The sequence below is a fragment of the Acinetobacter sp. NIPH 298 genome (assembly GCF_000369505.1).
In the GTDB taxonomy this organism is placed as follows: domain Bacteria; phylum Pseudomonadota; class Gammaproteobacteria; order Pseudomonadales; family Moraxellaceae; genus Acinetobacter.
In genome coordinates this window covers 1,730,729-1,746,569 of sequence record NZ_KB850055.1, presented here as the reverse complement: position 1 = coordinate 1,746,569, position 15,841 = coordinate 1,730,729, and the positions used below count along the sequence as shown (strand labels likewise).

General features: G+C 41.6%; 11 protein-coding genes and 1 tRNA gene. 8 read left to right on the top strand and 4 right to left on the bottom strand.

All coding sequences use genetic code 11. The annotated features are described in order from the left end of the window. Window positions 1–49: 49 nt before the first annotated feature. From F903_RS13170 to F903_RS13145, 6 genes are all read left to right on the top strand, one after another. Complete coding sequence (locus F903_RS13170) at window positions 50–3,109, top strand: LysM peptidoglycan-binding domain-containing protein (protein ID WP_005197674.1); 3,060 nt, start codon at window positions 50–52, stop codon at window positions 3,107–3,109. 8 nt (window positions 3,110–3,117) lie between these two features. Further along, window positions 3,118–4,962, top strand: coding sequence for an extracellular solute-binding protein (locus F903_RS13165; RefSeq protein ID WP_005197673.1), 1,845 nt, complete (start codon window positions 3,118–3,120; stop codon window positions 4,960–4,962). A gap of 27 nt (window positions 4,963–4,989) precedes the next feature. Beyond that, window positions 4,990–6,060 carry a microcin C ABC transporter permease YejB gene (locus tag F903_RS13160; protein WP_005197672.1) on the top strand — a complete coding sequence of 357 codons (1,071 nt, stop codon included), beginning with the start codon at window positions 4,990–4,992 and terminating at the stop codon, window positions 6,058–6,060. After that, a complete protein-coding gene (locus F903_RS13155) occupies window positions 6,060–7,070 on the top strand; it encodes an ABC transporter permease (protein WP_004670508.1) in 1,011 nt (336 codons plus the stop codon). Before F903_RS13160 ends, F903_RS13155 begins: the two co-directional genes overlap by 1 nt. Continuing rightward, a complete protein-coding gene (locus F903_RS13150) occupies window positions 7,048–8,640 on the top strand; it encodes an ABC transporter ATP-binding protein (RefSeq protein ID WP_005197671.1) in 1,593 nt (530 codons plus the stop codon). Before F903_RS13155 ends, F903_RS13150 begins: the two co-directional genes overlap by 23 nt. 85 nt (window positions 8,641–8,725) lie before the next feature. Then, on the top strand, window positions 8,726–9,970 hold the full coding sequence (locus F903_RS13145; RefSeq protein WP_005197670.1) for an NADH:flavin oxidoreductase/NADH oxidase family protein: 1,245 nt from the start codon (window positions 8,726–8,728) through the stop codon (window positions 9,968–9,970). Between the two features lie 85 nt (window positions 9,971–10,055). Here the strand turns inward: F903_RS13145 and F903_RS13140 are convergent. The 3 genes from F903_RS13140 to pyrC form a co-directional block, all read right to left on the bottom strand. Next, a tRNA-Glu gene (locus F903_RS13140) sits at window positions 10,056–10,131 on the bottom strand. Window positions 10,132–10,150: 19 nt separating this feature from the next. Next, entirely contained in the window at window positions 10,151–10,813 is a 663-nt protein-coding gene (rnt, locus tag F903_RS13135; RefSeq protein ID WP_004670511.1) for a ribonuclease T, read from the bottom strand. Then, window positions 10,798–11,832 carry a dihydroorotase gene (gene pyrC / locus F903_RS13130; RefSeq protein ID WP_005197666.1) on the bottom strand — a complete coding sequence of 345 codons (1,035 nt, stop codon included), beginning with the start codon at window positions 11,830–11,832 and terminating at the stop codon, window positions 10,798–10,800. Before pyrC ends, rnt begins: the two co-directional genes overlap by 16 nt. Window positions 11,833–11,994: 162 nt before the next feature. On the opposite strand from pyrC, the gene F903_RS13125 reads away from it, so the two are divergent. After that, window positions 11,995–13,272 carry a GGDEF domain-containing protein gene (locus F903_RS13125; RefSeq protein ID WP_005197665.1) on the top strand — a complete coding sequence of 426 codons (1,278 nt, stop codon included), beginning with the start codon at window positions 11,995–11,997 and terminating at the stop codon, window positions 13,270–13,272. 56 nt (window positions 13,273–13,328) lie between these two features. On the opposite strand, the gene F903_RS13120 is transcribed toward F903_RS13125, so the two are convergent. Next, window positions 13,329–14,567 (bottom strand): L,D-transpeptidase family protein, encoded by a 1,239-nt coding sequence (locus tag F903_RS13120; protein WP_005197664.1) that lies wholly within the window; start codon window positions 14,565–14,567, stop codon window positions 13,329–13,331. Between the two features lie 195 nt (window positions 14,568–14,762). Here F903_RS13120 and hemE point away from each other — a divergent pair, with 195 nt between their 5' ends. Then, window positions 14,763–15,836 (top strand): uroporphyrinogen decarboxylase, encoded by a 1,074-nt coding sequence (hemE, locus tag F903_RS13115; protein WP_005197663.1) that lies wholly within the window; start codon window positions 14,763–14,765, stop codon window positions 15,834–15,836. Window positions 15,837–15,841: the final 5 nt, after the last annotated feature.

The following is a 15,841-nucleotide window of genomic DNA, read 5'->3' as shown; positions in this document are numbered from 1 at the left end:
CAATGGCAAATCAAAGTAATAAACTCGCGTAAGTGGACTGGAAGATTTTATGTATAAATCGAACACATTGGTGTGGCAAGCATCTGCAACATCATTATTCAAAATTACTGTACTTACTTCTGCTCTGGCTGCGTTGGGAATTACAACGGGATGTTCCTCAACACCTCAATCAAAAAAGGCTTCGTCTTCTAAGCAACTTGGCTCGGGTTATTTAGATGCAAGTAGTTTAGATTCACTTGAAGATTTACTTTCTGCGACGGACATGCGAGCAGTAGAGGGTGATCGCCTACTGGTGTTGAAACACGGTGATGTGTGGAAGCGAATGACCGTAGGTTTCAAGATGGATTTGAATCGTCGGGACTCTAGGATTGAAGCACAACGTGGTTGGTTTATTTCTCGTCAGCCTTATCTAGATCGTCTAAGCGCACGTGCCAGCCGATATTTATATCACACTGTGAAAGAAGCAGAACGTCGCGGCATGCCAACCGAACTCGCATTATTGCCTGTGATTGAAAGTTCCTATGATCCTGCGGCGACCAGTAGCGCAGCAGCAGCAGGTTTATGGCAGTTTATTCCAAGTACTGGGCGTATCTATGGTTTACAACAAACCAGTTTATATGATGGTCGCCGTGATGTTGTGGAATCTACACGTGCTGCCTATGAGTTCTTAGGTAGTTTATATAATCAATTTGGTTCTTGGGAACTGGCTTTGGCTGCTTATAATGCAGGGCCAGGACGCATTCAACAAGCGATTAACCGTAATAAAGCCGCAGGTTTGCCGACGGATTACTGGTCTTTAAAACTTCCACAAGAAACCATGAACTATGTCCCTCGTTTCTTAGCTGTCGCACAAATTATTAAAAATCCAAATGCTTATGGTGTTGCGTTACCACCGATTGCCAATCGCCCTCACTTTCGTGAAGTTAACTTAGCTGCACCTTTATCATTGAATGAAATTTCATCGATCACGGGTCTAAGCCGTTCGGAATTATATGCCTTAAACCCTGCGCATCGTGGCGAGACGATGGATCCGATGAGTCCATTGCGAATCTTAATTCCAGCAGATCTAAGCCCTTCAATTGATGCAAGATTGCGTTCTAATAAAGCTGGTTCAGGTGGTTTTTGGGCGAGTAAAACACCACCGCCTGTGATGAACAATTCATCAGGGGCTTCGACCACGATTCGTACCACAACCAATCCTGCACAGACGAGTAGCACAACACCAAAGTCCTCAGTACCTTTGACCGCGAGTAATACCTCACGTCCAAGCTCAACGACAGCAGCAACGAATGTTAAGGTGAATACCCCACGTGGATCAGATGCTTTGGCATCATTTGCTGCATCAGCGAATGTGCCAAGTGCGCCGCGTATTCCTGTTGCCATCACTCCAGCGGCAAATGTAAAGCCTGTAAATATAGAGCCGCCAATTTCAAATCAAGAGCGTGAGCAAATTGTTGCAGCGATGAAAATCCAAGGTGAGCCGAAGTCTGCTACACAGGTATTAGAACCTCAAGCAACACAAGCTGAAAAGGATTTGGTTGTTGCTGAAATCAAAGCGATTGCGCCAAAAGGTACCGAAATCGTAGATCCATTTGACGGCAAGATTAAATTAACCGCGATTCAGACGAGCCAATCAGTTTCCGACGAAAAAGGTCAAGAAGTCAGTAAAGGTTTTGCTTATCCGAAAAACTTGGTTGAGGACAAAGCGACGGCGAATAGTGATGATGCTAAACGTAATCAGGGTAAACCATATATCAGCACTGACAATGATGTTGTCGTGGTTGCACCCAAAGGCAAACGTAGTACCTATGTGGTCATGCCGGGTGATACTTTAGCTGTGATTGCCCAAAAAAATGGTGTGAGTTGGCGTGATATTGCCAAATGGAACCAAGTTGATCCAGCAGGGACTTTATTTGTAGGTACAAGTTTATATTTATATGATGCGAAGCCTCAAGCCGAAGCTGTAAAAGCAACTGAAGCTAAACCTGAGACCTATGTTGTACAATCGGGTGATAGCCTAACCACCTTAGCGGCTCGTTTTGATTTAACGCTTAAGCAACTGGCTGATTACAATAACTTGTCGGTGACAGATGGTTTGTTTGTTGGGCAACGATTAACGCTTAAAGAGCCAAAGAACAATACACGCACCACTCAGCAAAGTGGGTCACAAACAGCCCGTGCGACTGATGCGAAAGCAACGACCACGCAAAAAGTTGCCACCACATCTTATACGGTTAAACGTGGCGAATATTTAAAATTGATCGCTGATCGATATGCGCTATCTAACCAAGAACTTGCTGATCTAACCTCTGGCCTAACTGCAAGTAGTAGTTTGTTGGTCGGGCAAAAAATCAATGTTCCTCTGCAAGAAGTTGCTGAGACTAAAAATACGGTTAAATATGAAAATGTAACCGCATCGACCAGCTATAAGACTGAAAACTATACCGTACAACGTGGCGATACATTATCCAGTATTGCAACCCGATCAAAGATCACACTGAATGAATTGGCTGAGCTGAATAATTTGAAGTCAAATAGCGGTGTTCGTCTCGGGCAAAGCTTGAAGATTCCTGCTGGCTCAACAACTCCAGATCAATATGTGGTTCAGTCAGGGGATAGTTTGAATGCGATTGCTGGTCGATACAACTTACAAGTGAGCTATCTGGCGGACTTGAATGGCTTGCAACCAACTTCGGGTGTGCGTATCGGTCAACGTTTAAAATTAACTGGCGAAGTCGCTAAAGCAGAAACACCAGCTCAACCAGAAGCTAACAGAGCAAGTAACGCACCAGCAAACCGAAATACTGCAAATACAGAACAATATACCGTTAAAGCAGGTGAGTCGTTGAATAGTATTGCGAGCCGTTTGGGGATGACTGGGCGTGAGTTAGCAGACTTAAATCAATTACGTGCCAATACAGGTTTACAACGTGGTCAAACCATTTTGATCCCTAAAACTGTGACGGAATATAAAGTTAAGCGGGGTGATACTTTAATCGGTCTAGCCAGTCGATATGGTTTACAAACCAACGCACTTGCGGAAATGAATGATTTAGCTCCAAATACTCAATTACGTATCGGTGACGTCATTAAAGTTCCAAATTTATAAGGATAAATATGAACTTGTCTCATGGAAGAGCACAAACTCTCATCCTTTTGTTTGGTTTGGGGGTGAGTAGCCAAATCAGTTTGGCTGCTCAACAAACCACGCCTTTTTTGGCTGTGCATGCGACACCTCAATATTCGCATTTAAAAGTAATGCCTTATGCAAATGCAAATGCACCTAAAGGTGGGATGCTGAGCCAGTCGAGTAATGGAACATTTGATAACCTGAACAGTATGAATGGCAAAGGCAGTTCAACCGATGGGGTCAATTATTTATTTGATACCTTGATGGATTCTTCCTTAGATGAGCCGAATGTCATGTATCCATTGCTGGCGGAAAGGGCCACATATGATCCACATAAGCCTAAATTTGTTATTTTTTATCTGAACCCCAAAGCGCGGTTTAGCAATGGCGATGTTTTGACTGCTGATGATGTCAAATTTACTTTTGATACCTATCAAGAAAAAGCCAATCCAGGCTTGAAAATGTATTTGTCAGATTTAGAAAAGACAGAGGTGTTATCTAAATACCAAGTCAAATTTACTTTTAAATCTGATGACAATGCTGAAATGCCGTTAATCGTCGCAAGCTTACCGATCTATTCCAAGCAAGAGTGGCAAAATAGAGATTTTACCCGTGTCACCATGCAGCCGATTTTGGGATCAGGGCCATACTTGATCGATCGGATTGATGCAGGTCGAAGTATCACTTATAAACGTAATCCAAATTATTGGGCGAAGGATTTACCTGTCAATCGGGGACGTTATAACTTTGATCGCCTCAGATATGTGTACTATCGTAATTTGGATGTGACCTTTGAAGGATTTAAATCTGGGCAATTTACCTTGCAGGAAGAAAATATTTCGCGTCGTTGGGTGACTGAATATAAATTTCCCGCAGTTCGAGATGGCTTGGTCAAGAAATATAAAGTAAATTTAGCAAAGCCCTTAGATTTTCAGAGCTTTGTATTTAACACCAGACGAAAACCATTCGATGATATTAATTTACGTAAAGCACTAAGCTATGCCTATGATTTTGAGTGGCAAAATAAAGCCCTGTTTTATGGACAATATCAACGTTTACAAAGTTACTTTGCCAACAGTGAGTTAGCCGCAGTTGGTCGACCATCCGCAGCAGAAATGTCAGTAATCAATCCTTACTTATCTAAATTAAATCCATTGATGCAAAAAGGTGTCTTGGCGGATTGGAAATTTCCAGCTTCGGATGCCAGCGGTTTCAATCGACAAAATTTATTGTCTGCTCGCCAAATCTTGCAAGATGCAGGTTATACAGTCAAAAATGGTCGCTTACTTGATCGTCAAGCTAAGCCAATTGAAATTGAACTTTTAATTCACCAAGATGGTATGCAACGGACATTAATGCCTTTTGTTCGTAATTTGAAACGTTTGGGCATCACAGTCACTATTCGGCATGTCGATGTGCCACAGTATATTGAGAGAATGCGACGCAGTGATTTTGATATAACCACCATGCGCTTACCTCAGACCATTACACCTGGTAAGGAACAAGCACAGTTATGGGGAACAAAGGCTGCAGATGAGGAAGGAAACTATAATTTTGCAGGTATTAAAAACCCAGCCATTGATCAAGTGATCCAAAAAATTATTGCTGCCGAGAGTCGTGAACAAGTGGTATTGCATACTCGTGTATTAGATCGGTTATTGCGCGCAGGCTACTATCATATTCCAACGTATGGAAAGCCTGAAACATGGTTGGCGTATTGGGATATGTACCAACAACCAACGCAAAAACCAAAACTATCGATTGGTGTTGATTACTGGTGGGTGGATACTGAAAAAGCAAAGAAAGTAAGTCAATATTTGCGGAAAAAATAATCAGTCTGGACAATAGGGATAAGATTGATGGGAACATATATATTAAAACGGCTACTCCTGATTATTCCAACTCTGTTTTTTATTTTGTTGATTAATTTTGCAGTGATTCAAATTGCGCCAGGCGGACCTGTTGAGCAAGCGATTCAGCAAGCGCAAAATTTCCAAGGTGTGGGGTTGTCTGGAGGAGAAACAGCACAACAAAGTTCCCAGACTCAATATCAGGGCGCCAGAGGGTTGAGTGCGGACATGGTGGAGCAAATCAAGGTGCAGTATGGCTTTGATAAATCAGCGCCCGAACGCTTTTGGCTTATGCTCAAAGGTTATCTATCTTTTGATTTTGGCACCAGTTTTTTTAAAGATAAGCCTGTTACCCAACTACTCTATGAAAAAATGCCCGTGACTATTTCATTGGGTTTATGGAGTACGCTTTTAATTTATCTGGTGTCTATACCCCTTGGCATACGCAAGGCTAAACAGCATGGTTTAATCTTTGATAAATCGACCTCGTTATTATTGGCAGTAGGCTATGCCGTCCCATCTTTTGTGTTTGCCGTGTTATTGATTGTGTTCTTTGCAGGTGGCAGTTATTTCCAATGGTTCCCACTGCAAGGATTGGTATCAGAGAATTTTTCCCAACTCAGTATGCTCGAAAAAATTAAAGATTATTTTTGGCACATGAGTTTGCCATTGTTGAGTATCGTGTTGGGTGGTTTTGCGGGTTTAACCTACCTGACTAAATACTCCTTTATGGAAGAATTAAACAAACAATATGTACTTGCGGCACGTTCTAAAGGACTGACTGAAAATCGCGTGTTGTATGGGCATGTCTTTCGTAATGCCATGTTGATTGTGATCGCTGGATTGCCTGAAGCTTTGGTTGGCATTTTCTTTGTCGGTAACTTATTTATCGAAATCATTTTTAATTTGGATGGGCTTGGGCTTTTGGGCTTTGAAGCAATTGTTCAGCGTGATTATCCTGTGATTTTTGGTACATTGTTCTTATTCACTTTACTTGGACTGATTCTACGTTTAGTCAGTGATGTACTGTATCAGGTGATTGATCCTCGTATTAACTTTGATGCGCGAGGAGTGAAATAATGTCTCCCGTGATGCAAGCACGTTTAAACCGCTTTAAGAAAAATAAACTCGGTTTCCGCTGTTTTATTCTATTTATGATCATTTTTATTTTGTCATTGGCTGCTGAGTTTATCGCCAATGACAAGCCTTTGATCGTGAAGTATCAAGACAGTTTTTATTTTCCTGTCTTTAAAGATTATCCAGAAACCACTTATGGTGGTGTGTTTGAGACCGCAACCGACTATCAAGACCCAGCAGTGCGTGAGTTGATTTCTGCTCATGGCTGGATGCTCACACCTATCGTTCCTTTTTCATTTCAGACACCAAACCTTGATTTAACCGTACCTGTACCCTCTAAGCCGACTGCACAAAACTGGTTGGGGACGGACGATCAAGGACGGGATGTACTGGCGCGGGTACTGTATGGTTTACGTGTGTCCTTGCTATTTGGTTTTGCTTTAACCATTTGCGCGGCGGTATTAGGCATTATTGTGGGTGCAATCCAAGGCTATTATGGTGGTTGGATTGACTTAATCGGACAGCGTATTCTCGAAGTTTGGGGGGGATTACCAATGTTATTTATGGTGATGATCCTTGTGAGTATGTTCACCCCCAACGTTTATTGGCTATTTCTAATTATGTTGTTATTTGGCTGGACGGCATTGGTTGGATTGGTTCGTGCAGAATTTTTACGCGCCAGAAACTTTGATTATGTTCGGGCCGCACGTGCGCTTGGGGTGACTGATCGAACCATTATTTTTCGGCACATTTTACCCAATGCCATGAGTTCGAGTTTGTCGCAACTCCCATTTATGTTGACTGCAAATATCACGGCATTAACGGCATTGGATTTTTTAGGGTATGGTTTACCTCCAGACGCTGCTTCGTTGGGTGAATTACTCTTACAGGGTAAAAATAACCTGAATGCCCCTTGGTTGGCATTGTCAGGCTTTTTTACGCTTGCAATTGTGTTGTCATTATTGATTTATATTGGGGAGGCGACACGTGATGCATTCGATCCAAGACAATGATTCTATAAAAAATGATGTGCTTAAGGTCAAAGCACTCACCGTTTCCACAGCGACAGGTCAGGTTTTGGTTGATCAATTGAGCTTTGATTTATGTGCTGGAGCAACTTTAGCTATTGTAGGGGAGAGTGGTTCAGGCAAATCTGTGAGTAGTTTGGCTTTGTTGGGGCTATTGCCTAACCATTTAAAAATACAAGGGCAAGCATGGCTACATGATCAAGACTTATTGGCTTTAGATACGCCAGCTTTACGACAAGTTCGTGGACAAAAAGTTGCCATGATTTTTCAAGAACCGATGACGGCATTAAATCCTTTGCATCGGGTTGAGAAAATCATCGGAGAAAGTTTGTTGTTGCAAGGTTGGTCTAAAGCCAAGGTGCAAGAAAAGGTCATTGCCTTATTGAACGATGTAGGGATACCTGAACCAGAACAAAAATTACGTCGTTATCCGCACGAGTTATCTGGTGGACAACGTCAACGGGTGATGATTGCAATGGCATTGGCGCTTGAACCAGATATTTTGATTGCTGATGAGCCAACAACGGCATTGGATGTCACTTTACAAACTCAAATTTTGAATTTGCTAAAACAACTGCAACAGCAACGCAATATGGCGATGATTTTGATTAGCCATGATTTGAATTTAGTCAAACGCTATGCTGATGATGTGATTGTCATGAATAAAGGGCGAGTGGAAGAGCAAGGGGCGGTGAATGAAATTTTTAATCGTCCTCAAGCGGCTTATACCCAGCATTTACTGGATCATGATTTTGGTCAGGCACTCTCATACACAGAGGGTCAGGTCATTCTTGAATTAGAACAGTTAGGGGTTAGATTTCCGATTAAACAAGGATTGTTGAATCGAGTGAAAGATTATTTTACTGCGGTTGAACCATTAAATTTGACGCTAGAGCAGGGTGAGTCTTTAGGTGTGGTGGGAGAAAGTGGGTCGGGTAAGTCGACTTTGGCTTTAGCAATTACCCGTTTGATTGAGAGTGAAGGGAAAATTGTCTTCTTGGGGAAAGATTTAAACCAACTCAATGAAAAAAAATTACGTCCATTGCGCACTGATTTTCAGATTGTATTTCAAGATCCATTTAGTAGCTTAAATCCTCGTATGACGATTGGACAGATTATCGGTGAAGGATTGGCGCTTAAAGCATTAGATCAGGTTGTTGTAGAGCGACAGATTGAGCAAACGCTTGAGAAAGTTGAACTGCCCATTGATTTTAAAAATCGTTATCCACACGAACTGTCAGGAGGACAACGACAACGTGTCGCATTGGCACGTGCCTTGGTCTTACAACCGAAATTGATGATCTTGGATGAACCGACCTCGGCCTTAGACCGAACAACACAACGCGCAATCGTGAAGTTGCTCAGACGATTGCAACAGCAAGAGCAGATTAGTTATATTTTTATCAGTCATGACTTGCAAGTCGTCAAAGCAATCTGCCAAAAGGTCATGGTATTACGTCATGCAAAAGTAATGGAATATCAATCTACTGCGTTACTTTTTTCACAACCAAAAACAGAATATACCCGTCAGTTGATTGCTGCCAGTCAGTACTAGCTTGTAATTAAGTTGACATGTGGTATTGTCAAGTGGTCAGATTATAATTGAATAAGTACTCTAACTTTTGTAGCAGAGGATGACCATGAGTCAGATTGCAGACAGTATCACCATTCGTAATACCACATTTAAAAACCGCATTATTAAAGGTGCGATGAGTGAAGCATTGGCCAATCATGAAGGACAACCTAATGATTTGCATATCGGGCTATACGAAGCATGGGCAAAAGGTGGTTTGGGCTGTGCTATTACAGGTAATGTCATGGTCAATATCGATGCCAAGAACGAGCCTGGTGTCGTTGCAATAGAAACTGAACGTGATTTGGCAAGACTACAACAATGGGCTGCAGTCGGTAAAAAATACGGTATGGTACAGTTGATTCAATTGTCTCATCCAGGTCGTCAATGTCCAAAAGGTTTGAATAAAGAAACAGTTGCACCTTCTGCTGTTCCATTTAGTCCAATGTTGGCGACCATGTTTGGTACACCACGCGAACTCAAACATGAAGAAATTTTAGATATTATTCAGCGCTTTGCCACTGCTGCTGTGATCTGCGAGAAAGCGGGCTTTGAAGGCGTGCAGTTACATGGTGCACATGGCTATCTGATTAGCCAGTTTCTATCACCACTGACCAATAAACGTACTGATGAGTGGGGCGGTTCGGTTGAAAATCGTATGCGGTTCTTGGTTGAAGCATATAAGGCTGTCCGTGCTGCAACCTCAGAAAACTTTATTATTTCTGTAAAACTTAACTCTGCGGACTTCCAGCGTGGTGGGATTACTGAAGAAGATGTGATTACGGTATTCAAGGCTATAGATGCTGCTGGTATTGATATTATTGAAATCTCTGGTGGTACTTATGAAGCCCCGGCAATGGCTGGTGCTAAAGCAAGTTCTCGTAAGGCAAGCACGATTGCACGTGAAGCATATTTCTTAGAGTTCTCTGAAAAAATCCGTCAGCATGTTTCTTGTAAGTTAATGGTGACAGGTGGCTTCCGCACTGTTGCTGGTATGAATGCTGCGCTTGAAAGTGGTGCCTGTGATTTTATTGGTATTGCTCGTCCATTGGCTGTTGAAACAGATTTAACCGATCGTTTGATTGCGGGGCATGATGTCCGTTATGCGGTAAACCAAATCAAAACAGGTATTCCTTTTGTCGATAAAATGGCAATCATGGAAATCATTTGGTATGCGGCACAGTTCAAAGCGATTGGTCAAGGTAAAAAACCAAATCCTAAATTGTCGCCGTTATTGGTATTCTTAAATTATGCAAAAGGGAATATCAAAGCCGTGGTGAAAGGGCGGGTTAATTCTCGAAAATCAGCCTAATGCTTTTAAGGACTCTTCGGAGTCCTTTTTAATTTAGGTAATAAAAAAGCCACTGTCTTAAAAGATGCAGTGGCTTTTTTGAATTTGGCGTCCCTACGGGGATTCGAACCCCGGTTACCGCCGTGAAAGGGCGATGTCCTAGGCCTCTAGACGATAGGGACTTCTTGAGGTGGGTGTATATTAGGGTTCTGTCACCAAACTGTCAAGAAGATGAGGAGACAGTTTGTTCAAAATATAGCAAAACAGTTCAGCAGTCTTCTGTGTATCGTATAAAGCAGAGTGTGCCTCTTTACCATCAAACTCGATTCCAGCCTGAATACAAGCTCTTGCGAGAACGGTTTGCCCAAACATCACAGCACTAAGCGTAACGGTATCAAACACCGAGAAGCTATGAAACGGATTCTGATTTTTAGTGCCAGTGCGTGCAATCGCTGCTTGCAAGAAACCCAAATCAAAGTGCGCATTGTGACCAACCAGTACCGCATGGGTACAATGTTGTGCTTTGCGTACTTCAGTGAGTGACTTGAAAATACGACGTAAAGCACTGCGTTCATCTTCAGCCATCGCTACACGCATTGGGTTGAAAGGATCAATACCAATGAAATCTAATGAACGGCGATCAAGATTAGCGCCTTCAAAAGGATTAATATGCGCTTGAAAAGATGGGCCAGGTACAAACTGACCTTGTTCATCATAGACAATCGGAATGCATGCAATCTCAAGTAGTGCATCGGTCTGACAGTTAAAACCTGCTGTTTCAACATCAACAACAACAGGTAAAAAACCGCGAAAGCGCTGCCCTATGACGGGAGCTTTATTTTCTTGTGTCACACTTTTCTCCATTGCAGTGTTTTACCTGCATGAAGTGGAATGATTTTCTGGTCAGCGAGATAATCAAGCGACTCAGGAACGGTGTGTTCTTCTTTGACTAAGGTGATCGTTGTGGTATTACGTGGTAATCCATAAAAATCAGCCCCAAAATGGCTGGCAAAGCCCTCAAGACGCTCTAATTTTCCGACTTGATCAAATGCTTGTGCATAGAGTTCAATCGCTGATGGCGCACTGTAACAACCTGCACAGCCACATGCATTTTCTTTGGCATCTTGAGCATGCGGTGCGCTGTCCGTACCTAAGAAAAATTTAGGGCTACCACTGGTGGCAACTTCTAACAAAGTCGTTTGATGTGTTTGACGTTTTAAAATCGGCAAGCAATAGAAATGCGGTTTCACACCACCAACCAACATATCATTACGATTAAATAATAAATGTTGAGGTGTAATCGTGGCTGCAACATTGCGATCTTGTTCAACGACAAAGTTTGCAGCATCACTGGTGGTAATATGTTCTAAAACAACTTTGAGTTTCGGAAATTGTCTCAGTAAAGGTGAAAGCACCTCATCTAGAAATCTTTTTTCACGGTCAAAAATATCAACATGATTATGCGTGACTTCGCCATGAAGTAATAGAGGCACTTGATGCTCTTCAAGTTGCTCAATCACTGCATACACTTTACGAATATCACTTACACCGTTATCAGAGTTTGTTGTTGCGCCAGCAGGGTAAAGTTTGATGGCATTTACATGATCTGATTCTTTGATTTTACGAACTTCATCAGGTGAAGTGTAATCGGTAAAATAAAGCACCATACGAGGGTCAAAATTGAGCCCTTCAGGAACATGGGCAAGAATACGCTCGCGGTACGCTAAAGCCTCTTCTACAGTTTTGACTGGTGGAACAAGATTTGGCATACAAATCGCGCGGGCAAATTGTTTTGCCAAATCGGGTACTGTGCGTTTTAAAGCTAAACCATCACGTAGGTGAGCGTGCCAATCATCTGGTTGTAAAAGTGTAAGAGTATTCAAGGTGTACTTCAAACTTAAAAATAATACAAATAATAATGCATAAAGTGTGAAAATGGTAACTACAATTACGGATAAGTGGTTAAGTAAAGTGCACGACGGGATGTGGATTTGTGTTATTTTTATCCAGCATAAAAATACCGTATTATAAGAAGAGTAAAAAGGATGGAAAATCAATATGATCTTGAGCGGTTAAGGCGGTCTAAAGAAGCACTCGAGCAGCTCGTTGTCCAGCATTTTAAGTCAAAAAAAACCCATCAAGCTTTACCCGAAAAATTAGAAAATGAGTTTTGGCGGTTTAATATTGATCGAACACGCGTAAATGCGATCCAATTTTTTGGTCAAGGTGTGATCACCTATGCGATTTTTGTGTTGTTGATTTTGCCTTCCAATTTTATCGTGATTCGTGAAAGTGCAGATTTTGTCTCAGATTTTATCTATAGCATTTTGAGTTTAATCGTGGTTGGCATATCACTGTTTCTATTTTGGGTGTTTGCGCGTTTTAGAAAATTGAATGCTTTATTTTACCCTGCATCCTGCACCATTGTTTTTTACACTATTTTTCTGACCTCATTACTGATGATGAGTGTTTCAAATGTCGTTCTTCAAAATCAGGCAATGGTCTTGATTGCTTTCTTATATATGTTGGGTTTTATTCTAAGTGGTATTAAACCACTACACATGTTGGTAATCGGTACACTTGCCGCCATCGCGATTTTACTATTTCTGTATTTATTTAAAATTCCTTGTGATTTCCTCATGATCGGGCGAACCTTGATTGGCAGTATATTACTTGGTTTTTCGATTAGTGTGATGCTCAACTCTAAAGAGCGACGGATATTTTTAAAGTCAAAAATCTCAGAAATAGATGAAAAAATTCTACGTTTACAAGCTTCTGAGTTATTGCATCTGAGTCAGCATGATGAACTTACGAATGTTTCAAATCGGCGTACTTTTGAAGAGATGTGCTCTTATTATTATGACTTAGCATGTCAAGAGCAGACATCTTTATCCGTATTGTTCATCGATATTGATTATTTTAAAAACTATAATGATTTTTACGGTCATCAGATGGGTGATCAAGTTATTTCTGAAATCGCTAAAACCATAAAAGGTTCGATTAGGCATATGGACTTCGTTGCACGTTATGGAGGAGAGGAGTTTGTGGTGCTTTTACCACAAACGTCTGCGCAAGGTGCTTATGCTGTTGCTACGAATATATATCGTGCCATCGAGCGACAGATGATTCCACATGAGAAGTCTTTAGTTTCAAATCATGTCACCATTAGTTTGGGGATTACCGTTTTTAATGGAAATCCAAAAATTAGCCAAGACGTGTTAATCCATACTGCTGATAAAGCGTTGTACCGCGCCAAACAATTGGGGCGCAATCAGATTTATTATCAACCATTACCGAATATCGAAGAAAATATTAAGAATTAAAAAAACCGAAGATCAACTCAATGATATTCGGTTTTATTTTATGCAAACGATTTGAATTACTCTAAGAATCTTACCGTTACACCAGAACGAACTTTATTACCCAAATCATTGGCATCCCAGTTGGTCAAACGGATACAACCATGTGATGCAGTCTTGGAAATAAGTGATGGGTTTGGTGTACCGTGAATACCAAATGATTTCTTGCTTAAACCAATCCAAATATTACCTACAGGACCATTTGGACCCGGTGGAAGTGATAATGGCTTAAGATTTTTTCCTTGTACAAAGTTCGATGGCGAATAGCTGTACCAAGGGTTTTTAGCAACACCAGTTACTTTATAAGTACCCGTCGGAGAAGGCGTACTTGTACTGCCAATTGTTGCAGGAAATGACGCAATCATTTGGTTACGGCTGTTGAATAGATAAAGTTGTTTTGCGCCTTTGTGCGCCACAATTAAATGAATATCTTCAGGTAAATCGTTGCGTACATTTGCAACAACAATTTTTTGGCCCACTTTATTAAAGTTTGCTTTAGGGTTCAGTTGTCTAAGAAACCGTTCATCCATGTGAAACTTTTCACCTAACATTTCTGTTACGCGAGTGTAATGCAACCCTTTCATTTTCGCTTGGTGAGCATAGTCTGAAGGAATTGAGTCAACATAAGGACCTTTTAAGTCCGCTTCAGTGATGGTGTATTCAACATATGCAGGTTTAGTTTGTTTGGCAACCAATGCATCCCACGTTTCTTTGGTGAGCTGACCTGTTGGTGTTAAACCATTCATTTGCTGGAATGAAGCAATTGCTTTTAACGTGTTTTGACCATTTGAACCATCAATTGCACCTGGTGAAGCATGCGCATTGTTTAACATCACATGTGCACGTGCATAAGCAGGCAATTGGCGTCTTGGCATATCTTCATACCATTCAGCGGCGTTAATGGCATCCATGGTCCAAGATGCAGGAACTTCTGGGGCTTGTGATGGCGTTTTAGATATAGTTGTTGCTGTATCTAACGTTGCTTCACGCGCTGGCGCTGCTGTTACAGCAGTTTCAGGTGTATTTTCTATTTTTTGAGCAACATCTGCTGCTGGGTTTCGGCTAAGCTGAGGTTCAGATGCAGCAGACACAGCAGCACTACTACTTGGCGCTGCATAATCAATTGCCAAAGGATCAATCGGATCTTGGACTGCAGAAATCTTTTGGGGATTTAATGCTTGCTCAGTTGTTGGCGCAGCAAAAGCAACATTAGCAAGAATACAACTTAAACTCATAGCGAGTAATGAGCGAACAAACATGTAATTCAACCTTAAGAATTATTCATTTAGGAATATAAGACTTTGCAAGTATTACAGAAAATGATCAAGCTTGCAGTAGCAATTTTGTGATCAAGCGTTTTTTTCGTCAGTTAAAGTCATGTACCGCATAGCATTATATATCTGGGACGATTTTTGCTATCATGCTTGCCACCTGAAAAAATTTAGAGATTGGTAATGACAACGTTGAAAAATGATCGTTTTTTACGAGCTTTGTTACGTGAACCTGTAGACACCACACCAGTATGGATGATGCGTCAAGCAGGGCGTTATTTACCAGAATATCGTGAAACTCGTGGGCAAGCAGGGGATTTCCTTTCCTTATGTAAAAATGCAGAATTTGCTTGTGAGGTGACCTTACAGCCTTTGCGTCGTTATGAGCTTGATGCTGCGATTTTATTTTCAGATATTCTCACTGTGCCTGATGCTTTAGGTTTAGGACTGTATTTTGAAACTGGAGAAGGTCCAAAGTTTCATAAAACCGTGCGTACTGAACAGGATGTTGCAAATTTACCGAAGCTAAATGCAAAATCTGATCTCGCTTATGTGATGAATGCAGTCTCTACGATTCGATCAGCATTAAATGGGCAAGTTCCTCTGATTGGATTTTCAGGTAGCCCTTGGACTTTAGCAACCTATATGGTTGAGGGTGGTTCGAGCAAAGAGTTTCGTTTCCTTAAGCAAATGATGTATGCCCAGCCAGAAGTGTTACATGCTTTACTTAACCATCTTGCTGATTCAGTCATTGATTATCTCAATGCGCAAATTGATGCGGGTGCGCAGGCGATTCAGATCTTTGACAGTTGGGGTGGTGCGCTTGCTCACCGTGAGTATGTCGAGTTCTCGATGAATTACATGACTAAAATCATTGCTGGGCTGCAACGTGAAAAAGACGGACGCCGTATTCCAATTATCGTGTTTACTAAAGGTGGTGGCCAATGGTTAGAAACCATCCTCACGACTGGTGCCGACGCAGTTGGTTTGGATTGGACCACGCCGCTTTATACAGCGCGTGATGTGGTTGCTGGTCGTGCCGCTTTGCAAGGAAACTTGGACCCAGCTGTACTTTATGGCTCAGCAGCATCGATTGAAAAAGCAGTGAAAGCAATGCTTGACGATGCCTATGCCAATGGTGAAAAAACAGGTTATGTTGCAAACTTAGGGCATGGTATTACCCAATGGGTTGACCCTGCACAACCTAAAATCTTTGTTGATACTGTACATGAATACAGCCACAAATATTTAGGCTGATATTT

What these genes read in the sequence shown, in the direction of transcription:
- F903_RS13145 (WP_005197670.1), top strand. Translation starts at nt 8,726, where the DNA reads ATGAGTCAGATTGCAGACAGTATCACCATTCGTAATACCACATTTAAA.
- F903_RS13155 (WP_004670508.1), top strand. Translation starts at nt 6,060, where the DNA reads ATGTCTCCCGTGATGCAAGCACGTTTAAACCGCTTTAAGAAAAATAAA.
- rnt (WP_004670511.1), bottom strand. Translation starts at nt 10,813, where the DNA reads ATGGAGAAAAGTGTGACACAAGAAAATAAAGCTCCCGTCATAGGGCAG.
- F903_RS13160 (WP_005197672.1), top strand. Translation starts at nt 4,990, where the DNA reads ATGGGAACATATATATTAAAACGGCTACTCCTGATTATTCCAACTCTG.
- hemE (WP_005197663.1), top strand. Translation starts at nt 14,763, where the DNA reads ATGACAACGTTGAAAAATGATCGTTTTTTACGAGCTTTGTTACGTGAA.
- F903_RS13170 (WP_005197674.1), top strand. Translation starts at nt 50, where the DNA reads ATGTATAAATCGAACACATTGGTGTGGCAAGCATCTGCAACATCATTA.
- F903_RS13165 (WP_005197673.1), top strand. Translation starts at nt 3,118, where the DNA reads ATGAACTTGTCTCATGGAAGAGCACAAACTCTCATCCTTTTGTTTGGT.
- F903_RS13150 (WP_005197671.1), top strand. Translation starts at nt 7,048, where the DNA reads ATGCATTCGATCCAAGACAATGATTCTATAAAAAATGATGTGCTTAAG.
- F903_RS13120 (WP_005197664.1), bottom strand. Translation starts at nt 14,567, where the DNA reads ATGTTTGTTCGCTCATTACTCGCTATGAGTTTAAGTTGTATTCTTGCT.
- F903_RS13125 (WP_005197665.1), top strand. Translation starts at nt 11,995, where the DNA reads ATGGAAAATCAATATGATCTTGAGCGGTTAAGGCGGTCTAAAGAAGCA.